19 protein-coding genes and 1 other annotated feature are annotated in these 25,813 nt (G+C 31.0%); of the genes, 17 read left to right on the top strand and 2 right to left on the bottom strand.

The window, feature by feature from the left end; genetic code table 11:
- Positions 1-80: 80 nt before the first annotated feature.
- Positions 81-2,219, top strand: a complete 2,139-nt coding sequence (locus CUEA01_RS01850) for a DNA topoisomerase III (protein WP_234117438.1) — start codon at positions 81-83, stop codon at positions 2,217-2,219.
- Positions 2,220-2,480: 261 nt separating this feature from the next.
- On the opposite strand, the gene CUEA01_RS01845 is transcribed toward CUEA01_RS01850, so the two are convergent.
- Complete coding sequence (locus CUEA01_RS01845) at positions 2,481-3,830, bottom strand: 2-hydroxycarboxylate transporter family protein (RefSeq protein ID WP_234117437.1); 1,350 nt, start codon at positions 3,828-3,830, stop codon at positions 2,481-2,483.
- 388 nt (positions 3,831-4,218) lie between these two features.
- Here CUEA01_RS01845 and citG point away from each other — a divergent pair, with 388 nt between their 5' ends.
- Positions 4,219-5,082 carry a triphosphoribosyl-dephospho-CoA synthase CitG gene (gene citG / locus CUEA01_RS01840; RefSeq protein ID WP_234117436.1) on the top strand — a complete coding sequence of 288 codons (864 nt, stop codon included), beginning with the start codon at positions 4,219-4,221 and terminating at the stop codon, positions 5,080-5,082.
- 781 nt (positions 5,083-5,863) lie between these two features.
- On the opposite strand, the gene CUEA01_RS01835 is transcribed toward citG, so the two are convergent.
- Complete coding sequence (locus CUEA01_RS01835; protein WP_234117435.1) at positions 5,864-6,841, bottom strand: sugar-binding transcriptional regulator; 978 nt, start codon at positions 6,839-6,841, stop codon at positions 5,864-5,866.
- Positions 6,842-7,287: 446 nt separating this feature from the next.
- Here CUEA01_RS01835 and CUEA01_RS01830 point away from each other — a divergent pair, with 446 nt between their 5' ends.
- The 15 genes from CUEA01_RS01830 (at position 7,288) to CUEA01_RS01760 (ending at position 25,502) form a co-directional block, all read left to right on the top strand.
- Complete coding sequence (locus CUEA01_RS01830) at positions 7,288-8,469, top strand: NAD(P)-dependent malic enzyme (protein ID WP_234117434.1); 1,182 nt, start codon at positions 7,288-7,290, stop codon at positions 8,467-8,469.
- A gap of 2 nt (positions 8,470-8,471) precedes the next feature.
- The gene (citC, locus tag CUEA01_RS01825) at positions 8,472-9,536 is read left to right on the top strand and encodes a [citrate (pro-3S)-lyase] ligase (protein ID WP_234117433.1); all 1,065 of its coding nucleotides are present in this window, start codon (positions 8,472-8,474) and stop codon (positions 9,534-9,536) included.
- Complete coding sequence (citD, locus tag CUEA01_RS01820) at positions 9,527-9,823, top strand: citrate lyase acyl carrier protein (protein WP_234117432.1); 297 nt, start codon at positions 9,527-9,529, stop codon at positions 9,821-9,823. Before citC ends, citD begins: the two co-directional genes overlap by 10 nt.
- On the top strand, positions 9,823-10,725 hold the full coding sequence (gene citE, locus CUEA01_RS01815) for a citrate (pro-3S)-lyase subunit beta (RefSeq protein WP_234117431.1): 903 nt from the start codon (positions 9,823-9,825) through the stop codon (positions 10,723-10,725). Before citD ends, citE begins: the two co-directional genes overlap by 1 nt.
- The gene (gene citF, locus CUEA01_RS01810; protein WP_234122102.1) at positions 10,712-12,253 is read left to right on the top strand and encodes a citrate lyase subunit alpha; all 1,542 of its coding nucleotides are present in this window, start codon (positions 10,712-10,714) and stop codon (positions 12,251-12,253) included. The genes citE and citF overlap by 14 nt, the downstream gene beginning before the upstream one ends.
- 11 nt (positions 12,254-12,264) lie before the next feature.
- Positions 12,265-12,780: a citrate lyase holo-[acyl-carrier protein] synthase gene (gene citX / locus CUEA01_RS01805; RefSeq protein ID WP_234117430.1), complete on the top strand. Its 516-nt coding sequence runs from the start codon at positions 12,265-12,267 to the stop codon at positions 12,778-12,780.
- Positions 12,781-12,828: 48 nt separating this feature from the next.
- Complete coding sequence (gene pckA, locus CUEA01_RS01800; RefSeq protein ID WP_234117429.1) at positions 12,829-14,421, top strand: phosphoenolpyruvate carboxykinase (ATP); 1,593 nt, start codon at positions 12,829-12,831, stop codon at positions 14,419-14,421.
- A gap of 278 nt (positions 14,422-14,699) precedes the next feature.
- The gene (locus tag CUEA01_RS01795; RefSeq protein ID WP_234117428.1) at positions 14,700-15,542 is read left to right on the top strand and encodes an ABC transporter ATP-binding protein; all 843 of its coding nucleotides are present in this window, start codon (positions 14,700-14,702) and stop codon (positions 15,540-15,542) included.
- Entirely contained in the window at positions 15,535-16,257 is a 723-nt protein-coding gene (locus CUEA01_RS01790; RefSeq protein ID WP_234117427.1) for a hypothetical protein, read from the top strand. The genes CUEA01_RS01795 and CUEA01_RS01790 overlap by 8 nt, the downstream gene beginning before the upstream one ends.
- Positions 16,258-16,569: 312 nt before the next feature.
- Positions 16,570-17,580, top strand: a complete 1,011-nt coding sequence (locus CUEA01_RS01785; RefSeq protein ID WP_234117426.1) for a phosphodiester glycosidase family protein — start codon at positions 16,570-16,572, stop codon at positions 17,578-17,580.
- Positions 17,581-17,594: 14 nt separating this feature from the next.
- Positions 17,595-18,698 (top strand): hypothetical protein, encoded by a 1,104-nt coding sequence (locus tag CUEA01_RS01780; RefSeq protein ID WP_234117425.1) that lies wholly within the window; start codon positions 17,595-17,597, stop codon positions 18,696-18,698.
- Positions 18,699-18,735: 37 nt separating this feature from the next.
- Positions 18,736-18,949, top strand: a binding site (T-box leader).
- 195 nt (positions 18,950-19,144) lie between these two features.
- Positions 19,145-20,425, top strand: a complete 1,281-nt coding sequence (aspS, locus tag CUEA01_RS01775; RefSeq protein WP_234117424.1) for an aspartate--tRNA(Asn) ligase — start codon at positions 19,145-19,147, stop codon at positions 20,423-20,425.
- A 121-nt stretch (positions 20,426-20,546) separates the two neighbouring features.
- On the top strand, positions 20,547-22,283 hold the full coding sequence (locus CUEA01_RS01770) for a MutS-related protein (RefSeq protein ID WP_234117423.1): 1,737 nt from the start codon (positions 20,547-20,549) through the stop codon (positions 22,281-22,283).
- 72 nt (positions 22,284-22,355) lie between these two features.
- A complete protein-coding gene (locus CUEA01_RS01765) occupies positions 22,356-22,973 on the top strand; it encodes an HD domain-containing protein (RefSeq protein WP_234117422.1) in 618 nt (205 codons plus the stop codon).
- A gap of 6 nt (positions 22,974-22,979) precedes the next feature.
- The gene (locus tag CUEA01_RS01760; protein WP_234117421.1) at positions 22,980-25,502 is read left to right on the top strand and encodes an ABC transporter permease; all 2,523 of its coding nucleotides are present in this window, start codon (positions 22,980-22,982) and stop codon (positions 25,500-25,502) included.
- Positions 25,503-25,813: the final 311 nt, after the last annotated feature.

Here is a 25,813-nt window from a genome sequence, read left to right as displayed (position 1 = left end):
TGATTTAATTTTTAAATTGTGCCGATAATTAAGTATAGGCACAATTTTATTTAGTAGAATATTTAGAAATGAGTGATTCCATGGGAAAAATTTTGGTGGTTTCAGAGAAACCGTCAGTTGGAAGAGATATAGCACGGGTACTAAAAGCTAATACTAAAGGTGAAGGCTGTCTTATCGGACAAAAGTACATTGTAACTTGGGCGGTAGGTCACCTAGTAACACTTTGGGAGCCAGAGGAATACAATCCTATATACAAGAAATGGAGATTTGATACACTTCCTATAATACCTGAAGTAATGAAAATAAAACCGATAGATGGTACTATAAAACAATTTAATATATTAAAGAAATTAATGAGTAGAGATGATATAGAATCTCTTATTTGTGCTACCGATGCTGGGCGTGAAGGTGAACTGATTTTTAGATATACATACGAGGCAGCAGGCTGTAGCAAGCCTTTTAACAGATTGTGGATTTCAAGTATGACGGATGAAGCAATAAAAGAAGGTTTTGATGCTATAAAACCAAGTGCAGAGTATGACAACCTATATTACTCCGCAAAATGTAGGTCGGAAGCTGATTGGCTTGTTGGAATGAATGCAAGTCGTGCATATACATTAAAGTATAACTTGCTTTTAAGTGTGGGAAGAGTCCAAACTCCAACCCTTGCAATAATAACAGAGAGACAAAAAGAAATTAATAACTTTGTACCAAAGGATTACTTTGAGGTTAATGCAGTTTACGATGGTTTTAAGGGTACTTGGTTTGATAAGGAAACAAAAGAAACTAAAATAATGGATATGAAAAAAGCTGAGGAAATTTCCAATAAAATTAAAGGTCAGCTTGGAAAAGTAATAAGCGTAGAAAACAATAAAAAGAAGCAGATTCCACCACTTTTATATGATTTAACAGAGCTTCAAAGGGATTGTAATAAAAAGTTTGGCTTTTCAGCGCAAAAAACCTTGGACACTATTCAAGATTTATATGAAAAAAGAAAAATGGTTACATATCCTAGAACGGATAGCAGATATTTGAGCCATGACATGGTTAATAAAATAAAAAATACAATAGCGAGACTTAATATTGAACCATATAAAGAATTTGTGGGCAATATTTTAGCTATGCCTAAATTACCACTTGGAAAAAGAATTATAGATGATTCTAAGGTAAGTGATCACCATGCTATAATTCCAACGGATGTAAAACCAAACTTAAATAGTTTAACTTCAGATGAAAGAAAAGCATATGATCTCATTGTAAAAAGATTTTTATGTGTATTTTACCCTAATTATGAATATACAATAACTAAAATAACTACAGAAGTTTGTGAAGAACAATTTCTAACTAGAGGAAAAACTATATTAAAGCTAGGCTGGATGGAGTTCTACAGAAATGATAGTAAAAATAAAAAAGATGATAATGAGGAAGAAGAAGATGAGGCAGAACTTCCTAAGTTAAAGAAAAATGACAGTGTAAATGTAATAGACACGGAATTTCTTCAAAAGAAAACGAAGCCGCCAAGCACATACAATGAAGCATCTCTGCTTTCTGCCATGGAAAATGCAGGCCGTTTTGTAGAAGATGAAGAACTTAGGGAACAGCTTAAAGAAGGCGGAATTGGAACACCAGCTACAAGAGCTGCTATAATTGAAAGACTCATAAGTGTTGGATATATAAAAAGAAAAGGAAAAACCCTTCAGCCAACAGAAAAAGGAATGAAGTTAATAGAAATTGTTCCTCCAGAATTAAAATCACCAGAGACTACGGGAAGATGGGAAAAAGGATTAACTTCAATTGCAAAAGGGAAGCTTCAGAAAGAAAGATTTATGCAAAGCATTCAGAGGTATGTAAGGTATATAATACAGGAATCAAATAAAGTGAATAGAAGTATAGTGTTTGAAGACAGTAACAATAGCAAGAATTTAAAAAACAGCAAGCCTATAGAAAGTTTAGGTAAGTGTCCGCTGTGCCAAAATGGAGATATTCTTGAAAATTCAAAAGCATTTTATTGTACCAGTTGGAAGGGTGGATGTAAGTTTACATCTTGGAAAAATACACTTGCAGCCTATGGCATAGAAATTAATAAGGAACTTATGAAAGCTCTGCTTAAAGAAAAAACTTTAAATAATGTATTTGGTGTGAAACCTAATACTAATGAAAAAACAGTGTATACCATAAGAATGAATAATTATGGTGCGGTAAGCATTAAAGAACAATAGTTATACAGGGTGGCTAAAAGATTATATAGCGATTAATTTTACGAACTATATAAAACTTATTTCAACAAAGTTAACAGATATAAAAAAGCAAGTTCCCCAAATAGTACGCAAAATTAGCATACAATTTGGAAACTTGTTTTTTTTTATTAAAGATAAGCCACTTGATACAAATTGATTTTGGTAGTTGAAATGGTTTATCTATAGTTTGACTTTAGTATGAATAAATATGACTTGGTTATATACAAAGGTTTTAATAAATTATTAGTGTAACAATCTTAATAATGCAATTCCTACTACAACTGTTAAAGCGCCACCAATTCTTGTGGCAAGTTGTCCGAAAGGCATTAATTCTAATCTATCTGAAGCTGTAAGTATTGATACAACACCAGTTCCACCTTGTCCACTATTACAAGCAGTTACGATTGCAGCCTCTACTGGATACATTCCAACTAAGTTCCCAACAAACCAGCCTACAAGAACAATGGTTACAACTGTCAAGGTAATTACTATTAGGTATCTTGGACTTGAAAAAACTGCGACCAAGTTTTTCCATGGCGTCATTGAAACACCTATACCAAATAGCAAGGGAGTAGTAACAGCAGTAGCAATAAATCTGAATAAGGAATATCCACCCTTTTCTATGTTTTTAGGGATAAGTCCAAGCACTTTTGCCATAACCACAGCAATTAGCATAACTATAGGTGCAGGTAATCCAATTAAAGAATTTATATATACCCCAGCTAAGTATAAAGCAAAGGACAATATTCCCGCTACGGTAAGTTGAGATAAGTCATGATTTGCTGAAGCTTTAGCTTTATCGCCCTCTTGAGCAATTCTTAATATTTCATCATCTTTTCCTGCTTTTAGTAGGGATCCATTACCAGAGTATTTTGGATATTTTTGACCTATATACTTTAAAACTCCGGAAAGAATTATAGCTACTAAACTTCCGAGCATTACACAAGGGAGTACTTGAGCAAATATCCCAGCTTGTCCTTGCTTCAATATGGAGGAATAACCCATAGAAAGAGGAAGTGCTCCTTCTCCAACGCCACCTGCCATGATTGGTACAACAATAAAGAAATAAGTCTTGAAGGCACCCAGACCAAGCACTGTACCTACAAGTGTACCGACGATTGAACCCATAACTAAAGCAGCTGCCATTGGAATAAAAATACGAACTAATGCTTTGATAAGTACGGTTCTATTCATACTAAGAATGCTTCCCACAATTAAGCAAGCAATAAAAACATATAAAAAATTAGTTTGTTTCATAAAAAAGTCTACAGAAGTTACGGCTTGTTTTGGTAGTAAATTAGCATAAACCAAATAGGAAGGCAAAAAAGTTGCCATTATAGCTTTGCCTCCAACATTTTTGAGGATAGGAATTCTTTTACCGATTTCTTCGCAGGCAAATCCAAATAACACCATTATAGAGCCTGCGCCTATCATATCAGTAGGCAATATTTTTTTCTGTATTAAGAGAGAATCCACAATAAGTAATAATAAAAATACACCTAATGGCATGACTCCAATTTTTATGCTGAAGAAGTTTTTTATAGGAGAAACTTGTTTACTTTCAGTTTCTTCTTTTATTTCCGAATTATCCATTTTAAAGCCTCCATACAAATATTAAAATTTTTATAATTGTAAAAAAGTAAATTTTATGTATAAATGTTTAGACAACATCATCTCCTTTTATAAAAAATAATATATTACTCATCAAGAAAGTTATTATTGTATTATATAATAGCAATAACGTTTTCAAATGTCAACAAAAGTTATAAAAAAATAACAAAAGTAATAAATGACACATAAAAATCAAAAATATATGCTAAAAATTGTTGAAATAAGGTCGAAATAACAGTATAATTTCATATGTCCTTAACAAATGTGATATAATACAACTTTTGATAAAACGCTTGAAAATATTTGATAAATTAGCTTTGAGTTTTAAATATTAAAGAGATAAAATAAATTGAATGTATGGGGGTATACGATGAAATACACTGATGAACATAAAGAAAAGATAGCGTTTAATATTGCTAGCTTTGCAATACAAGCTATGATGTATGAAGTTTCATGTTTTCCGTCTCCTGGATTGGTATCGCCAGTATCAAATGGTGCTCATAAGGATATGGACTTTTATACTTTTATTGACAGTACCTGCGCTTTGAGTAGCTATTTTGTTAAATTTGTGAGAGAAGGCTTTAAAGAAGTTTCATGCAAGCAATTGTTTAGAAATATAAGGGAAATTGGCATTGAAGCGGAGAAGGATATGTTTTTAAAAACCAAGGGTGTTAATACACATAAGGGAATGATATTTTTAATGGGTATAGCATGTGCTGCGGCAGGAAAAGCTGTTAGTGATGGGAGATCCTTTGAAGCTATAAGAAAAATAATAGTGGAAATGACAGCTGGAATAGTAAAAAGTGAACTTGAAAATATTGATTTGAATAAAGAACTGTCTTATGGTGAAAAAATATATGTGGATTACAAGATAAAAGGTATTAAGGGTGAAGTTGAGGAAGGGATGCCAATTGTATTTGATTTCTCTTTAAAGTTTTTTGATGAAAGCGCCGAATTGAGTATAAACGATAGGCTTGTACATACGCTTATAGGAATAATGCAAGTATGTGAAGATACAAATATAATTCATAGACATTCGGTTGAAATCCTGAGGGAAGTTCAAGAAAAGGCGAAAAGCATAATCAAAGCTGGTGGTATGAAATCCTGTGAAGGAAGAGAAATGATACAAAATCTTAACGAGGAATTTATAGAGAAAAATATAAGTCCTGGTGGAAGTGCAGATATATTGGGAGTAACTGTTTTTATGGATTTAATTCGAAAGTATATAAATTAAAAGTAGAGTTACAGTAATTTTTTAGGTATTGTCACACAAAGTTTAAACATTGCGAAGCAAAGTGTAGTGCAAAATCAAAGAACCTTTGGCAGGTGTAGAAAAATGATGTTAGTGAATAGCAGCTCAAAATCCTAAATAAAATTAATAAAACTAAGCAGCAAATTTTTTAAAGCTTAAGAGCTTTCGATAACTCGCAAAAAGATGCTCAGACAATCTAAAGCTCTAAAGCTTTAAAAAATTTCCAACTAAGTTTTATACAATTTTATTTAGAAATTTTTTCGCCACTATTCCCTAACATCATTTTTTCTCTACACCTACCAAAGGTTCTTTGATTAATCCACTACATCTTTATTTCACGATGTTTAAATAAGTTTATCAAATAATATACTAATTAGCATCTTCTAGCATATTATTTGGTAAAAAATTAAATTTTCTGCACTAGCCCAAAATTCCGTAGGCACACTAATATTTTTTGGTAATTCATTTTTTCGAAATGCAGCACTAGAAATTAGTTATAACTAGTTAAGAATCTTAATGGACTTACGTCCAAACCTCATGGATGGGTTCTTTCCTTAAACCACTGTAATTGCGAAGTAAGAGCGTTTTGGAACGATTTAAATAACAGCTTATAAATCTTAGAGGAATATTCTCAAAAGACTTAGAGCTTTCAATTTGTCTGAACGATAGTGAGTTATTGAAAGTTCTTAGGATTTTGATAATATTCCTCTTAGATTTATTGCTGCTATTTAATGTTCCAGAATGCTCTTACTTCGCAATATATTTAAAATTTTTCGTCAGAATAAAGAACTTTTTCGGCAGTAGAACTATCTGTAATAAGAACGTTTATATGATTTCCTCTAAGAGCACCTAAAATAGCATTTGCTTTGAATTTTCCGGCTGCTATTGCTACGGTGTATTTTGTGTGATGCAATGTGGCTAAATCTACACCTATAAGCTTTTTGTTTAAATCTAGATTTAATTCGTTACCATTTACATCAAAAATGTGACCGCATATGCAACCAGCAGCGCCCAAGTCTTTAGCAATTTTTTCTTCGTTTTTGACAAGATAATTTGACCATAAAGAAGAAGAAAATATGGAATCAACTGTTCCTATACCGGTTATTATTATATCTGCTTTGCTAGCTAAAAACAAAGTATCGTTAATAACTGGTTCATGAATAAGAGCTTTTCTGGCGTAATCATTATCAATATACATAGGTGCGTAAAGAAATTTATATTTTCCGTCATAACTATTCGCTAATTTTCTTATTAGTTCAGGTGTGTCATTTAAAGGATTATTTTTGGCGGCAGATCCTAAAATTTGAACTACAGTTATAGGAAATTTCTTGCGAGGATGCATATTTTTTATAACGTTAGATAAAGTTTTACCCCAAGCTATTCCTATAATTAAGTTTTCTTTGATTATTGAGTTTATATAATTTGCGCCAAGCTCACCTAAACATGCTAGACTATCTTCACTTGGAGAAGAAGAATTATCAAATACTATTGCATCTTTTAAATTAAAACGTTCTTTTAAGGCAAGCTCTAAATTTGAATTGTGATCGTATGTACGATGAATCGTAATTTCAACTATTTTCTTTTCTTTTGCTTCTGATAAAAATTTTGATATTTTAAAACGGGTTGTAGAAAACTTTTGAGCAATTTCTGATTGAGTCATATTGGCTTCATAATACAAATTGCAAATTTCAGAAAGAAAATTATTCTTTTCAACCTCACTCATTTTTTCATAGTCATTCATAATTTATACCTCTGATTACTTAATTTTAGTATGGTTTAGTTAAATTATTATTATGGATAAATTGAATTACTTCATTATTATTATAATAGAAAAATGAAGTTTTGTGGAGAAAAAATTGCATAATTTTTAAAATTGTTCTTTACTGCATGATTATAAATACCATTTTTAAATGAAATACTTTTAACTTTTGTTTGATAAATTAACATAAGTTAAAAAACTACTGGCTTTTAAAAGCAAATAATAGAAATATAGTAAGTGAGCTAAAAACCTAGAAATTCAAAGTAAAAGCTAGAAAAACAAATGAACAATAGTATAAACGACTCAAAACATTTGTTATAAATATTAACAAATGTTTGACTATAATAGAATTAACTTATATTATTGTATTATGAATTAAAAGATTGAAATACATAAATTTTTATAATTAAAAGAAAGGGGCGATTAGTATGGAAAAGCTAAGTGTAATTGGAGAATCTTTAAAATTGCATAAGAGTGCAAGGGGGATGCTTAAGATAAGTGGTACAGTACCATTAAAAAACAAAGAGGATTTAGCCGTTGTGTATACTCCTGGAGTGTCTGGAATTTGTAAGGAAATACGTAAGGATAGTAACAAAGCTTATGATTATACTATAAAAGGTACAACTATAGCTATTATCACAAATGGTACAGCAGTTTTAGGACTAGGAGATACAGGGTCTGTGGCAGGGCTTCCGGTAATTGAAGGAAAAGCATTATTGCTTAGAAAGTTTGGAAATGTAAATGCCTTCCCAATTTGTATAAATAGTAATGATAAAAAGGAAATAGTTAATACCATAAAGATGATATCACCTGGATTTGGAGGAATACATTTAGAAGATATAAAAGCCCCAGAATGTTTTTATATAGAAGACGAACTAAAAAAGAGTTTGGATATTCCAGTATATCATGATGATCAGCATGGAACAGCAGTTGCAGTATTGGCAGGATTATACAATGCAGTTAAAGTAGTTAATAAAAAACTTGAAGATTTAAATGTACTAATAAATGGTGCAGGAGCGTCTGGAATTGCTACAGCTAAATTGCTTATTAAAGCAGGTGTTAAAAATGTTGTTTTAAATGATATTAATGGTGCAATAGTAGAAGATGCTCCAGAGCTTAATGAAGCACAAGTTGAAATTGCAAAAGTAACTAATAGAAACCTGGAACATGGAAGACTTGAAAACTTAATAAAGGGAAAAGATGTATTTATAGGGTTATCTGTAGAAAATGTTTTGACAAAAGATATGGTTAAACAAATGAATAAGGATAGTATAGTTTTTGCTTTAGCTAATCCTATTCCAGAGATAATGCCAGAAGAAGCTAAAAGCGCGGGTGCAAGGATTACGGCAACAGGAAGATCAGATTTTCCTAATCAAATTAATAATTTATTGGTGTTTCCAGGAATATTTAAAGGCGCTTTAGAACTTAGGGTTTCAGAAATAACTGATAAGATGAAGCTTGAAGCTGCTAAATCTATTGCAAAGCTTGTAAGTGAAAATGAACTTAGTGAAGAATATATAATACCTGATGCTTTTGATGAGAGGGTAAGTACGGCTGTAGCAGATGCAGTAAAAGATGTAGCAATAAAGGATGGATTAGCAAGAATATAGTTATGGAAAATTTAGATTTAAAACAGTTAGTAATAGGAAAATATGATTACGCAAATTTAAAGGGTGTTGAGAGTTTTTTAAGCAAACAGGAATTAAATTTAGATAGCAGTGTTGAATATATAACAGCTTTAAAAGATGAAAAAGGAATAGCAGCGGTGGGTGCCTTTGATGGCAAAGTTTTAAAATGTATAGCTGTAGATGACAAGTATAAAGGAATGGGGCTTTCAAATAAAATAGTTTCTAATCTTGTTAATGAAGAGTATGCAAGAGGAAACACAGATTTATTTATATTTACTAAGCCAAAGAATTATAAAATGTTTAATAGTATGGGATTTTATAAAATTGAAGAGGTAAAAGACAGTGTTATTTTACTTGAAAATAATCCTAATGGTATAAAAAAACACATGGAAAAGTTAAAAACAACAAAGAAAGAGGGAAAAGTAATTTCATCTATTGTAGTTAATTGTAATCCATTTACATTAGGACACAAATATTTAATAGAAAAAGCTTCAGCAGAAAGCGATATACTTCACATATTTGTAGTTTCTGAGGATAAATCAATTTTTCCCTTTGATGTTAGATATTATTTGGTTAAGGAAGGTACCAAACATTTAAAAAACGTAGTACTTCATGAAGCCGGTAATTACATAATTTCTAATGCTACTTTTCCAACGTATTTTATAAAAAAGAAAAGTGAAAGAGTTAAGAGTCAAACAATATTGGACTTGAATATATTTGGAAAATACATATCTGGTGCTCTTGGAATAAATAGAAGATTTGTTGGTGAAGAATTAACAGATGAAGTTACACAAGTTTATAATTCAACAATGAAGAAGCTATTACCTGAATTTCATATTGAGGTAATTGAAGTTCCAAGGTTATGTATTGATAATGAAGTTATTACTGCTTCAAAAGTAAGAAAGTTACTCATCAATGGAAGTATATTAGATATAAAAAAATTAGTGCCAGATGTTACATATAAATTTTTGAATTCCAAGCAAGGAAAAAAAATAATAAAAGAAATGCAAGATAAAAGCATAAATCAAGGAGGAGAAAAATGGATATAAAAAATAGTGCAGTGGCTGGAACTTTAGAGTCAAGTGATGTATCTATAAGCATAAGCCCAAATGATAATAATGAGATAGAATTAATATTAAAAAGTTCTGTTGAAAAACAATATGGTAAACAAATAAGAAAGGTCATTCTTAATACGCTAGAAAATTTAGAAGTGAAAAGTGCCGTTGTAATTGCAAACGATAAAGGTGCAATTGATTGTGTAATAAAGGCAAGAGTTGAAACAGCAGTTTTGAGAGCAAGTGGAGAAAAGAGTTTCTGTTGGGAGGGTGACAGATAATGTATAAATTAAGAAGAACTATGATGTATGTGCCTGGAAATAATGCAGGTATGATTAAGGATGCTCACATATATGGTGCAGATTCTTTAATGTTTGATTTAGAAGATTCTGTATCTCTAAATGAAAAGGATTCTGCAAGATTTTTAGTGTATAATGCTTTAAAAAATGTAGATTATGAAGGTGTTGAGACTGTAGTTAGAATAAATGGATTAGATACACCTTTTGGTAAAGAAGATTTAGAGGCCATAGTAAGAGCACAGCCAGATGTTATTCGTCTTCCAAAAACAGAAACAGCACAAGATATTATAGATGTAGAAAATATAGTGGCTGAAGTTGAAGAAAAAGCTGGAATACCAGTTGGAAAAACTAAATTAATGGCAGCAGTTGAAACCGCTTTAGGAGTTTTAAATTCAGTAGAGATAGCTAAGGCAAGTAAAAGACTTATAGGAATAGCCTTAGGAGCAGAAGATTTTGTAACTGATATGAGAACTACACGTTCACCAGAAGGAATAGAACTTTTGGCAGCTAGAAGTCAGGTACTTCTTGCAGCAAGAGCAGCGGGAATATATGCTTTAGATACAGTTTATTCTGATGTAAACAATGAAGAGGGTTTTGCAAATGAAGTAAAACTTATTAAACAATTAGGCTTTGATGGTAAGTCTGTAATAAATCCAAGACAAATACAACCAGTTCATGATATATATGCACCAAGCGAAAAGGAAATCAAGAAAGCACTTCGTGTAATAGCAGCCAGCGAAGAAGCAGCAAAAAAAGGATCGGGAGTTGTTTCCTTAGATGGCAAGATGGTAGACAAGCCTATTATAGAACGTGCTAGAAGGGCTTTAACTTTAGCAGAAGCAGCAGGAATTGATATTGAAGGAGGGGAAAATCTTGAAAAATAAGATTGGAAGAGAAATACCAGAACATATAGAAGGAATTGGTGAATTAAAACCTTATAATGGAGTGTTTAGCTATAAACCTTCAACTAGGATACGTGGAAGAAAAATATCAGCTGTATTACCAGGAGAAAACAAAATTGTCCCAAGTGTTGAAGAAGCAATTAAGAAGACTGGGCTTAAGGACGGCATGACAATATCTTTTCACCATCATTTAAGAGAAGGAGATTATGTCTTAAATATGGTAATGGAAGCAATAGATAAGCTTGGAATAAAAAATCTTACTATAGCAGCAAGTTCACTTAATAAGGTTCATGCACCATTAGTAGATTATATAAAAAAAGGTGTAGTTACAAAGCTAGAAACAAGCGGAATTAGAGGACCACTTGCAGAGGAAATTTCAAAGGGCTTAATGGATACACCAATAGTAATTCGCTCACATGGTGGAAGAGCTAGAGCAATTGAAGCTGGAGAAGTTAAAATAGATGTGGCATTTTTAGGAGTTCCAAGTACAGATGAGTATGGAAATGCAAATGGGCATGATGGACAATCTTTTTGTGGTTCTTTAGGCTATGCTAAGATTGATGCTAAGTATGCGGATAAAGTAGTGCTTATAACTGATAACTTAGTAAGCTATCCTAATGTGCCTGCAAGCATAGAACAAACAGATGTAGATTATATTGTAAAAGTAGATGCTATTGGAGATTCTAATGGAATTGTATCCGGTGCAACACGTTATACTAAAAATCCAAGAGAACTTCTAATTGCTAAATATGCAGCAGCTGCTATAGAAGCATCAGGTTATTTTAAGCCAGGCTTTTCAATGCAATGTGGTACTGGTGGAGCATCTCTTGCAGTTGCAAGATTTATAAAACAGAAAATGATAGATAAAAATATAAAGGCTAGCTTTGCGTTAGGTGGAGTTACAGGACAATTTGTTGAAATGCTTAATGAAGGTCTAGTAGGTAAAATTTTTGATACTCAAAGTTTTGATTTAACAGCGGCTAAATCAGTTGGAGAAAATCCAAACCATTATGAAATAGACGCATCTTTTTATGCAAATCCACATAATAAAGGCTCTGTTGTAAATAAACTAGATATAGTTATATTAAGTGCTTTAGAAATAGATACAGATTTTAATGTTAATGTTATAACTGGATCAGATGGAGTTATAAGAGGAGCATCAGGCGGACACTGCGATACAGCAGCAGGAGCAAAAATGGCAATTATAGTAGCACCACTTATAAGAGGAAGAATACCAACAATAATAGATAAAGTAAATACAGTAATAACTCCCGGAGAAACAATAGATGTAGTTGTTACAGATAGAGGAATTGCAGTAAATCCTAAGAGAAAAGACCTTGAAGAAAAATTTAAAGCAGCAAAATTACCTGTATTTTCAATAGAAGAACTTAAGGAAAAAGCAGAAAAAGTTTCAGGTAAGCCAGAACCAATTGAATATGGTGATAAGGTTGTTGGAATTGTTGAATATAGAGATGGAACAGTAATAGATGTAATAAGAGAAGTTAAGTAGGAGAAAAAATTATGAATACAGAAGAAATGCTTTATAAAATTTTAGAAGGAAAAGAGAAACGTGCACAGTTTCAAAAGAAGTTGATAACTGAATATAAAAGTACATTAATATCTTTTACACTAAATATTCCTGGAATGGATAAGCTAAGCGAAAATTTTAAAAAGGTTCATAAAACAGGAGTAGAAGAGCTTGAAAGGGAACTTTTGAAGAAAAATATAGCAGTCCAATTTAAGAAATTAGATAGCAGCAGTGCAGGTTATGAAGCATTCTTCTGTATATCAGAAAATCCTGTAATTATAAAAAAGATAACTACAAATATTGAGGAAAGAACTAAGCTAGGGCGTTTATTTGATTTTGATGTATTTGATAAGAACTATAGGCTATTAAGCAGAACAGAACTTGGCCTTCCAAAAAGAAAATGTCTATTGTGCGATGGAGTAGCAGCAGAGTGCAGTAGAAGTAGGAAGCATCCAATTGAAGAAGTATTAAATAAAGTCAATCATATTATCGATGAAAATTATAATTAGAATTTGCATCAACCTATAATTTTAAGATTTAAAGGAGAAAAGTTTTTTATGGAAATAAACATTGATTACTTAAATATAAAAAATTACAAAAAACTATATAGAAATATCTCTACGGCTGAGCTTATAGAATTTGCTGTAAAAAGAGGCGAAGGAACATTATCTGATACAGGTGCACTTGTTATTAATACAGGAAAGTACACAGGAAGATCACCTAAAGATAGATTTATAGTAAAAGATAATATAACAGAAGATAAAATAAATTGGGGAGAAGTTAATTTACCAATTGAAGAAAAAGTATTTGATAAAATATATAATGATGTAATCGAATACTTGGAAGGAAAGGATTTATTTGTATTTGATGGCTGTGTAGGAGCACTTAAGACTTATACTCTTCCAATAAGAGTTGTTTGTGAATGTGCATACCAAGCTATGTTTGCCAATCAAATGTTTGTAAGAGTAGAGGATATTTCAAAGCATGTGCCTGAATTCAATGTTATTTCTGCACCAGGGTTTAAAGCAAAGGGAATGGAAGATGGCTTAAATTCTGAAGCTTTTGTTTTAATAAATTTCTCTAAGAAGATAGTTCTTATAGGAGGAACTGCTTATTCTGGTGAAATAAAAAAATCTATGTTTTCTATAATGAATTTCTTGTTACCACAAAGAGGGGTATTGCCTATGCATTGCTCAGCTAATAAGGGTAAGAATGGCGATACTGTAATATTTTTTGGATTATCTGGAACAGGAAAAACTACATTATCAACAGATTCCTTAAGAAAACTTATAGGCGATGATGAGCATGGTTGGTGCAAGGATGGCGTATTTAATTTTGAAGGCGGCTGTTATGCAAAGGTAATAAAGCTTGATAAAAATAAAGAAAAAGAGATATATAAGGCAATAAGATTTGGAACAGTTTTAGAAAATGTTGTGTTAGATAAAAATAGAGTTCCAAATTATGATGATAATAGATTTACAGAAAATACTAGAGCAGCATATCCACTAAACCACATAGACAATGTTGATTTAAATGGAACAGGAGATAGTCCTAAAAAGATAATATTCTTAACAGCAGATGCGTTTGGAATAATGCCTCCTATAAGCAAACTTACAAAAGAGCAGGCAATGTATTATTTTATGTCTGGATACACAAGTAAAGTTGCTGGAACTGAAAGGGGAATAACAGAGCCTAAAGCTACATTTTCAGCTTGCTTTGGAGAGCCATTTATGCTTTTAAATCCAGAAGTTTATGCGAAACTACTTGGAGAAAAAATTGATGAGCACAGTGCTGAAGTGTATTTAGTCAATACTGGCTGGATAGGCGGAGATTATAATAAAGGAAAAAGAATTAATCTTACCTATACCAGAGCTATGGTTAATGCTGTTATATCAAATGGATTCGAAAAGGTTAAATTTTATGAGCATCCAATACTTAAAGTTCTTGTACCAGAGACTTGTGAAGGAGTTCCTAAGGGGGTTCTTAATCCTAGAGATATGTGGGAAAATGAAGATGAATATGATGAGGAAGCAATGAAGTTGTGTGATAAATTTAAGGACAACTTTAAGAAGTTTAAAAGTATTTCTAGTGATATAGCTTTAGCAGGACCTGGTGAAGCTGTAGAACTTAAAAAAATGGCCATTTTATAAAAATTTATATAGAAACTAATAACTACCTCTAAATAATAAAAATCCAGCTTTTTAATAATTGCTGGATTTTTATTAATGATTTATATTTATTATTGTAATATAGTTGTCACAATTATAAGTTATTATATAACCATAGCAATTGAATAAGAATCCCCATAAAGTATTAATATAAATAAAAAGCAGTTGGTGAGTCCCCCTCTCCAATTGCTTTCTTTTTTGTGTTTAGAAGTATATTATGGTAAAATTTTTTTGTATTTAGGTGCAAGAGAGGTGTTATTATGAAAAAGCTAATTGAGCTTGAAAAAATTGCAAAAAATTATAATGGAAAAGTTGTTTTAAACAATATTAATTTAGATATATTTGAAAATCAATTACTAGCTATTATAGGACCTAATGGGACAGGAAAGAGTACTTTGCTTAGAATAATAAGTGGTCTTAGTACTGCATCAAGTGGAAAAAGAATTGTTTATAATAAACAAAAACAAATCAAGATAGGTTATGTACCAGATAGATTTCCTAAATTAAATTTTACTCCAAAAGAATACTTATATTATATGGGAAGCCTCCAAGGTTTATCAAAGGAATTTATTAGAGAACGTTCAGAAGAATTATTTAGAATATTTAATATGCAGAATATGAAGGATACTCGTATAAAATATTTATCAAAGGGCACAATTCAAAAGGTCTCAGTTATGCAAGCAATCATGGATAAACCGGACATGTTACTATTGGACGAGCCTATTTCAGGACAGGATTCTGAAGCAGAAAAGGTTTTTGTAGATATAATAGAACAACTTAAAGAAAAAGGAATTTCAATTGTTTTAGCATGCCATGAGATGTATTTGGTAGAAAGATTAGCGGATAGAGTTATAAATATTATAAATGGTGAAATTGAAAGCGATGAGTGCAAAAATCAGGATAAAACTTATATGAAAATATGTTTTAAAATAGATGTGACTGCTGAAATTAAATTAGAAAATATAATAGATTTATACGAAGAAGATGGACATACAGTTGTATTAATTGATAAGAACTTTAGTGATAAGGCTATATTGAAATTACTTAAGATGGGTGCAAGTATTATTTCTGTAAATTCGTATGGAGGTAAAGAAAATGATTAGGAGTTTTAAGATATTAATGTCATATTTTTTTAAGCAATATTTAAGATCGAACAAGTATGTTGCACCTTTTGTAGTTTATGCCATATGCCTTGTTGCCGCATATGGGCAAAGACCTGTTTATGTTATGAGCTCTTACCTGTTTACAAGTATTTTTATATATTTTTTCGCAGCATGGCTTACCTTCAATTTCAATGGTAGTGAAGAACCAGTACAGCAGCAACTAAATATATTACATATAAAAAAAGAAAATTACTATTACATATGCAAAGTATTGTTTATTTTAATGATTATTATAGTGGTGAGTATAGTAACTGTATTTTTTCCTATAGTTGGGCGTTTTTTTATAAGAAGAGTTTATGCATTAGAAGTTGTAGCTGCCATATTAAGTCATGTAGTTATTGGGCTTCTTGGAATTTCAACTGCTGTTTTATTTGACGAGAGGCTAATAAAAAGTGGAAGATCAAGATTTTTATATTTGGCAAGTATACTTATAGTCTCAATTATAGTGATTCCTATTTCGGTGCATTATTCTTTTATAAAGTGGATTATGATTGTATTTCCACCTTCATATTTAATAATAAATAGACTTGGTTCAATTGATGTTATGGGCTTTTCAAGCTTCTATAAATTAATAGTGGATTTAGCTATTGTAATAGTGTATTCTACAGCACTGATTTTTATATATTTAAAGCTTATGAAGAGAAAAAGATTTTAAATTACATAAATAGTATTAATATATTGTATTCATTATTGTAATATACTTGTCACAATCATAAGTTATTATATAAACATAGCAGTTGAATAAAAAATTTTCCCCATAAAATATTAATATAAATAAAAAAGCAGTTGGTTAGTCCCCCTTTCCAAGTGCTTTTATTTTTTTTGTAATATAATTTCAAATTTTGTGTAAAATATATGAATACTGTATATAATATGTAAAGTATGGAATAAAAAACTTGACTTAAAATTATGTTAAAACTAATATTGTATATATGTGGAAGTTTACTATGTATAGAGAGGAATAATTATGGATAGTGGTGGTAAATTACAAAATAAAAAAAGAAAAAGCAAAGTTAAAGAGATAATTGCAATCATTTTGTTTGAAGTTGTATTTACGGCAGTAACTGTTATACCATTTACACTTTATGGACCATTTAAAGGTGTAAGGAATATGATAATTAGTACACTTATGGGAACAGGAGCGCATCAATACATGGCTAAATGGTTTTTTAGTGATGCACAAATAGCAGAAATAATAAAGGAAGAAAGTAAAGCTGAAGATACAAGTGATAATACAAAAATTGAAAAAGTAAAAGTACAGTACAATGATGATGGCATTGGATATACTACGACTAAAACTGATAAGTATGATGAACATGTTCTTGTAATTAGAAATCCAAGAAGAGTTAAGATAGGATATGCAGCTCAAATAGGATATGTTGGAGATACTACACATGGTATAGCAAAGAAATATAAAGCTATAGCAGCAGTCAATGGTGGTTATTACGAAGATACTCTTGGGAATGGAACAGGGGCAATTCCAACAGGCTTTGTAATTTGTAATGGGAAAATAGTTTATCCAAAGAAGGAAGACAATTGGGATGAAAAGATGGGTCATGTAATGAGTATTGATGCTAATGGTAATTTTTCTGTTGGAGGAAGCTACTCTGCAAATGAACTTGTTAAAAATAATGTAAATGAAGCTTTAGTAACAGGACCTTATATTATAAAAGATGGTATAAATAAAGTAGAAGAAGGTGTGGGAATGGCAGCAAGTGGCTTTAATCCTAGAACGGTTATAGGGCAAGCTGCTGATAAGAGTATAGTATTGCTAACTATAGATGGGAGACAGGGAATTAAAATAGGTGCAAGCCTTCATGACGTTCAAAGAATAATGAGAAGCTTTAATGTAGTTAATGCAGTGTGTCTTGATGGTGGTGGGTCTACAGCAATGTATTATAATGGTGAAATTGTAAATAATCCATCTAATGCTACTGGTGAAAGAGCAGTGCCGGATATAGTATATGTGGAACAATAGTAAGGAGAGATACTATGAAAAGAGTAACAAAAGTAATTATCTTAATAATTATATCTTTTGCACTTCAATCTATTGTATTAATTTGCATTAATAATTTTTATAGAAGTAATAAAAAGGTAACATATAAATGGGCCGATACGTCAAGCAAAAAAAAGAGTAGCGTTCAGGTTGATATTTCAATGGATGCACGTAATATTGAAGTATCCTCTACAGGTAAATTTGTATCATACTATCTTGGAGACTCAATACATGTTAAGGATATTAATAAAAATAAGGATAATATTATCAAGCTAGATGTTCCTATTTCAAATGCTAGTATAAGTTGGCGGATTGATGATGATAAGCTTATGGTTATAACCAAAAAGTATTCTGGACTTAGGGTTTATACCTATGATCCTAAAGAAAACCAGCTATATAAAAATCGAGATGCAAATAATGAGTGGAAATTATATCCCATTGAAAGTGGTTACAAAGTTACAGGTATTGAGCAAAACAATAAGAATACATTAATATATTTGAAGCTTACTAAAAATGACTCTAAAAATTATAGCTTTTTAAAAACGTTTGATATAACAAATGAAATTAACGGAATAAACTTGCCCATACATAATATAGGAAATTATTATATTTTTAAAGCTGAAAATAAAGTAGTGTTTGAAGATGAGGTTGATAAGAAAATTTATATGGCATCAAATAAAATAGGTACTCATGAATGGCATATGAAGCCACTTAAAATACAAGGAGTAACTGGATTAAAGTTATTAGCAGTAGATGACAATGGAATTGTTTATGTAGGTAAGCTTATAAATAATAAAATTAGCACAGTTTACACTTGCAATATTTCAACAAGAACTTCAGAAGGGAATTCTAATAAGGTAGAACAACTTAATGGAAGTTGGAATAGAGTATTATTAGAAGAAAATGTAGATGCCAAGCACATATATATTTCTGATATTGGAGATATGTACATTATAGACAATGTAAATAAAAAGGTAATAAATGTGAAGACAGGAAAGGAAATTGCTTTTAAAGGTGAATATAAATGCATGTTTGGAGATAGCATGGGCGGTGGAATAATAAGTTTAGATGGAAATAAGCTTATTGAAATTGAAATTTAGCAATTGACAGTAATATTATAAAGGAATATAATACAATTTAAATACGAAGAAGAGAAGATTAGTTTTAATGAAGCTTTAAGCGAATCGGAGTTGGTGAGAGCCGAGAGGATAAATTAAAATGAAGGACATCTCAGAGTAGATTATCTGAAATTTGGTAGGATAATCCGGCTTCCACCGTTAAAAGGCTAAAGTGAATCAACTTATGTGATTAAGTAAGGATGGTACCGTGGGAATATGCTCTCACTCCTAATTGGAGTGGGAGCTTTTTTATTTACAGTACAAAGTGCAGTTAAGGATATACTTACTAGGAGTACTATCAATAGTAGTGCAATGGAAGAAAATTATCCTTGTTTTAAGTTGATTAATTAGGGTGGCACCACGTCAAATTCGTCCCTTTTGGGGGGCGTTTTTTTTATACAATTTTTTAGTTTAGAGGAGGTTTTATTATGGAAAGATGTTTAGTTAAAGAAATTAAAAATAATGAAGAAAAAGAGGTGAACCTTAAAGGGTGGGTGCACAGAATAAGAAAGCTTGGAAAGATTGCATTTATACTTTTAAGAGACAGAACAGGTGTTATACAATGTGTAATAAATACTAAGGAAACAGATATTAAAGAATTAAAACTTGAAAGTGTAATTGAAGTTAATGGAATTGTTAAAAAGAATAATGATAATTTCGAAATTCAAGTGAAAGAACTAAAAATAATATCGCTAGTAAAAGAAGAATTGCCAATTGAAATAAATAAGGAGAACATTGAAGCTAATATTGATACTATTTTAAATCACAGGGTTTTGAGCATGAGGAATGAAAAGGTAAATGCAATATTTAAAATAGAGGCTGAAATTGCTCACGGTTTCTCAGAATATTTGCAGAGTCAAGATTTTACAGAGATTTTTACACCAAAGATAACAGCAGAAGGTGCGGAAGGTGGCACAGAACTTTTTGAAGTAAAGTACTTTGATAGAAAAGCATACCTTGCACAAAGTCCACAATTTTATAAACAGATGATGGTTGCAGCTGGCTATGAAAGAGTATTTGAAATAGGCCATGTTTATAGGGCAGAAAGTCATGATACCAAAAGGCATTTAAATGAATATGTGAGTATGGACCTTGAAATGGGCTTTATTAATGACGAAATGGACTTGATAAAGCTTGAGGTTGAACTTTTAAAATATATATTTAAGCATTTAATAGGAAAGTGCCAGAAGGAAATTGAACTTCTTAAAGTTGAAATCCCAGAAATACAAGATGAACTTCCGATTATGACACTTCAAGAAGCGATAAAAGTACTAAGGGAAAAATTCAATAAAACGGAATTAAAGGCAGACATTGACCATGAAGGTGAAGAAATTATAGGAAGCTTTGTAAAGGAGAAATATAATTCTGATTTTGTATTTTTAACACATTACTCTAAGGAAAAAAGACCAATGTACACAATGCCATGTGGAGAAAAGCTTACGCACAGCTTTGATCTTATCTTTAGAGGAATGGAAATTACAACAGGAGGCCAAAGAATACACAATTATGAAATGCTAAAGAACAGCATGCTTGAAAAAGGACTAAATCCAGAGGCTTTTAAGAATTATTTAGACACCTTTAAATTTGGAATGCCTCCTCATGGGGGACTTGCAATAGGACTTGAAAGAATAACAATGAAACTTTTAGGACTTGAAAATATTAGAGAAACAACTGCTTTTGTAAGAGATAAGACTAGAATACTACCATAAGAAGGTAATTAAATCAGAGTACAGATGGCAGAGTACTCTGTTATTTATTCCAATTGACAGTATAAAGCTGCTAGTGTATGATTTAACCAATAATACACATATATAAATACGGAGGTAAATTATGAATAATGAGGATCAAGTAAGCTTAATCAGCAACCTTGCCATATTTGCTGCAATTATAGCTGCATTTATATCTGGTGGAGTTGCTCTAAATGATAAGAAATATTATCTGCTAGTTTTTACAGTTTTATGCTTAGCAGCTTGTATTTTAATATCACGTGTAAGTAAAGGAATATTGGATAATATAAATTATGAAAGATTTAAAAAGCATTGGGGAAATTTTGAAAAGAGAAAGAGAAACTTTAAAACTACTCAAAACTTTTTTCAAATAGATAAGCAGGATGAGGAGAAGTTTAGTGTAGATGAACAAACTTGGTCCGATTTAAATATGGATAAGTTGTTTGAATTAATAGATAGAACAATAACTTCACCTGGAGAAGAGATGCTTTATAAAATACTTAAACAACCGGAATTAAGTGAAGAGAGATTAAGTGATAGAAATAAAGTAATTAACTTATTAAAGGACAATGCAAATGTAAGAAATAAAATAGGACTAGAACTAACACGACTTGGAAGGGCAAAAGATAATGGTGCTTTTGGAATAATATCTAAGGATTTTGATTTAAATTATAAATACAAATATTTATTTAACTTTTTAGTTGCAGCATTTTTACTTTCTATAGTGTCAATACCTATACTTGGCATACAAAGTGTAATTGTAACCTTGGCATTATTTGTTGCAAATTCAATTATGCATAACAAATTTAAAAGTAACGTAGAAAGTTATGTTAATTCCTTAGGATATTTAAATGGAATAATAAATACTGCAAATAGATTATCAAAAATTAATGATGAGGAATTAAAGCATTATACTGAAATTTTAAATAAAACCTACAAAGCTTGCAAGGTAGTTGGTAAAGAAACTTCAGGAATGCATAGAGTGGAAGGTTTAGATCCAATTGGTGATTTATTTTATATGTTGTTTCTAGTTGAAGAAAGAAAGTTTTTTTCATCTATAAATGACATAAAAAAATACAGAAAGGAATTAAAAGAACTTTACAAAACTTTAGGCGAACTTGATGCTTTGATGTCTGTAGCTTCTTTTAGAGAATGGCTAGGTGAAGATTATACAGAACCTGAATTTGTAACTGAAGGAAAGGTAATAGAGGCAGTAGAAGTTTTTCATCCACTTATTGATGAAGCCGTTGGCAATACTATAACATTAAATGACGAGGGAATAATATTAACCGGAACAAATATGTCAGGAAAATCTACCTTCCTTAGAACTATAGGTGCTAATGCACTGTTAGCGCAGACAATATATACTTGTGCTGCTGATTCATATAGAACTTCATTTTTCAAAATAATGACATCCATAAGCCCAGAGGACAATATTTCTTCTGGAAAGAGTTACTACTTTAGAGAGGCTGAAGCACTTAAAAGAATAATAAATGAGTGTAACAGTGAAGTACCAGTTTTATGTATAATAGATGAAATATTTAGAGGAACTAATCCAGTTGAAAGAGTTAATGCTTCCGCTGAAATATTAAATTATATAAGCAAGCACAATACTTTGACACTTGTAGCAACACATGATCTTGAACTTACAGAAATACTTAAGGACAAATATCTCTGCTATTATTTTACTGAGGATATAAACGAAGAAGGGCTTAATTTTGATTATAAGATAAAAAATGGTGTATGTAGAAATAGAAATGCAGTTAAACTTTTAAAATATCTTGAATATCCAGAGGAAATAATACAAAAAACTAATGAGAGACTTTCAAAACTAATATAGTTAAACTAAAATTTTGGATTATGGATAAATTAAGTTTTTAAGAACTTTCACTAAAAGCAAAGGAGGAGTTTTATGGAGGATATAAATAAAATTTTTGAAGAAATTGATTTTCATTTGTTAAATGATTCAAAACCATCTTTGTATTTTAATACTGCACTTAAAGAAGGCAGATTAGATGAATATCCATTTACAATGCTTAGTTCTTTAAAGGATATTGAACAAAACCCCGAGCATCACCCAGAAGGTTCAGTTTGGAATCACACAATGCTTGTGTTAGACAATGCAGCGGCAGTTAAGGAGAAAAGTAGAGATAAAAGGGTATTCATGTGGGCAGCTATTCTTCATGATATAGGAAAGGCAAAAACTACTAAGCTTAGAAAAGGAAAGATAACCGCCTATGATCATGATAAAGTTGGAGAAGAGCTTGCAGAAGAATTCTTTAAAAACTTTAATGAAGCAGAAACCTTTGTAAGAAAAGTGGTAAAGCTTGTCAGATGGCACATGCAGACACTTTTTGTAGTAAAAGATATGCCATTTGCAGATGTTAAAACTATGAAAAGTGAAACCTCTGTAGATGAAATAGCCCTTTTATCTTTTTGTGATAGGCTTGGAAGAGAACCTATATCCAGTGAAAAGAAGAAGGAAGAAAGAAAAAATATAAATAAGTTTCTTAGTAAAGTTGGAAGGTAAGCAGTAATGAGGATTATTATTAAGTTTATACTGAAAAATATAAAAGAGAAGAAGCTAAGAGCTTTTCTTGTAATATTTTCAATAATGGCATCAACGGCGCTGTTCTTTGCTTCAAGTGGAACAGCGTCAACCATAAAGAAAACTTTTACTGATGTTACAAAGCAATATCTTGGAGATGCAGATGTGCAGATATATTCAAATAGTAAATCTCCATCTCCATATATGAGCCTTGATATGGCAAGTATTCTTAAAAGTAATACGAATTACATAATTGGTGAAATGGATGCAAATGGAACGTATACTAAAGATAATAAAGTAAATCAAGTAATGCTTAGGGGATTTAATTACAATGATGTTAAGCTTATGAATCCTATTAACTTTTATAAAAAGGGAACTTTAATGCCCTTCATTGGAAACAAGATAATAATAAGTAAAAAACTATCCGATGCAAATGGGCTTGAGATTGGTGACAAAATAAATTTAAGATCTGGCAATGGAACAGTAAAATTCACTGTAGTAGGAATAGCACAAAATGAAGGCTTTTTTGCATTAGAAAGTGATAAGACCAAAATAGGAATAGTACCAATGGATACGGCAGGAGCCTTAAATATGGCAAAAGGTCTGGTTTCAAGTATTTACTTAAAAGTTAACAGTAAAAGCAATATTGATACAGTAATGAAAAAAGCTACTTCTGCATATAAAAATTATACTGTAGAGAAGGCAATTGATGAAAAGGCGATTCAAGAACAAACAGGTCAAATTACTATGGCTTTTAGAGCTATGATGATGATAGTTCTTTTAATGAGTATGTTTATTATATATACCGTATTTAAAGTCATAGTTACAGAAAGATTGCCAGTAATAGGCACCTTTAGAAGCATAGGAGCTACTAAATTTTCAACAAGTATTGTTTTAATTACAGAAAGTTTAGTATATGGTGTTGTAGGCGGGATTATAGGTGATGCAGTTGGAATAGAAATACTGAAAATTTTAGGTCGGGTAATGGGAAAACAGTTGTCTGATGATTTTACCGTAAATGTGGCAATTGATTTTACATCAAATCAGCTTATTTCGGCCTTTATTTTTGCAATATTTGTTTCCTTTGTAAGTTCAATCATACCAATAATTAAGACTGCAAGGTTATCTGTGAAAGAGGTTGTTTTAAATACTGTAGAGCTTGTAGAAAATGAGAAACTGTGGCATTTAGCAGTTGGATTAATTTTTGTTGTGACTTCAATTGTAATACCAAAAGTACTTGCTGTAGACACGCTAGAAGTAACAAAAGCTATGGTAATTCTTATTATATGCATGGTTGCGGCAATAGTGGGAGTTGTAATTTGTGTTCCGTATATTACAGAGATATTTGTAAGGTTATTTGAAAATGTATATGGCTGCATATTTGGAAATGAGGGAGTGCTTGCAGCTAAAAATTTGAGAAAAAATAAAAGCTTAATGAACAATATTGCACTTCTTACAATTGGAATTTCAACAATATTTATGCTTAATGTAGTAAGTTATAGTATGGGCAAGGAGATAGTTAAGGCATATGGGATATTTAAATACGATGTTTGGATAGAAAATGATGATGGAAATTCTATTGATAGACCGGTTATTAACATAATAAAAAATATTGATGGTGTAAAGGAAGCCGTTCCTGTGTATTTTACCTACGATATAGAAATAAAAAATACTACTAATAAAATTTCAGGAATATATTTCTTATCAAATTATGATATTAAAAATTATCTAGATGTAAAATTATTTCAAAATGAAAATGAAATTCTTAAAAATTTTGAAAATGGCAGAAATATAATAATGACAGTTACAGATTTAAAAAAGAATAATAAGAAGGTTGGAGACTATATAAACATTAATACTGCAAGGGGTTATAGAAGTTATAAAATAGTAGCGTCTTTTAATACCTTGATGAATAATGGAAGTAGTGCAATTATTCCAGAAAAGTATGCAAGAGGAGATTTTAAATTATTTCAGCATAGCTTTGTTTACATAAAAACCTATAAAAGTCCTGATTACGTAAAAGCTAAGCTTACGCATAGATTGAAAAACAGACAAGTTGTTATAAAAACTATGGCTCAAAGGCAGGCAGAAAGTGAACAGCAAATAAATAAAACATTATTTTTAATGAAAGCATTCCCAATATTGGCGCTTATAATTGGAGCAGTTGGAGTTTTAAATAACTTTTTCATAAGTTTTATTGAAAGAAAAAGGTATCTTGCAATTTATGCATCTGTTGGCATGAGTAAAGCTCAAACTAGAAAAATGCTTTTTATAGAATCTTTATCCATTGGCATTATAGGAAGTATATGTGGAATTGTTGGTGGAGTTTTAATGACAGAGGTAATGCCTATAATTCTTAGACTGGCGGATTTCCCTATGAGTATGCATTATTCAATGGACGTGTTTATTATGAGCATAGTACTTGGAGTTCTTATGACTGTACTTGCGGCAGTGATTCCTTCGTTTAAATCTAGTAGGATGAATATAATAGAGGCAGTAAAATATGAATAAGGTGAAATAAGTATATCGCAGGATATTAAATGAAATTAATAAATCTAAGGGCGAAATCTTTAAAATCCCAAGAACTTTCAATAACTCGCAAGGGGCAGCTCAGACAATTGAAAGTTCTAGGTCTTTTAAAGATTTCGCCCTAAGATTTATAAAATTTCATTTAAATCATCCTGCAATATACTTATTTCACCTTTCACATGAATAAAGGAAAAAATTCCTCCGTGCCTACGGAATTTTGGGGTGGTGCAGGGATATGATATGAATTAATTTATATAGGGTTTAGGATTAGAAATGGTGAACCGTATCACAAA

The sequence above is a fragment of the Clostridium hydrogenum genome, assembly GCF_021432385.1.
Taxonomy (GTDB): domain Bacteria; phylum Bacillota; class Clostridia; order Clostridiales; family Clostridiaceae; genus Clostridium_S; species Clostridium_S hydrogenum.
Note: the sequence above shows the minus strand (reverse complement) of the source record. Positions and strands in the feature narration are given on the sequence as shown.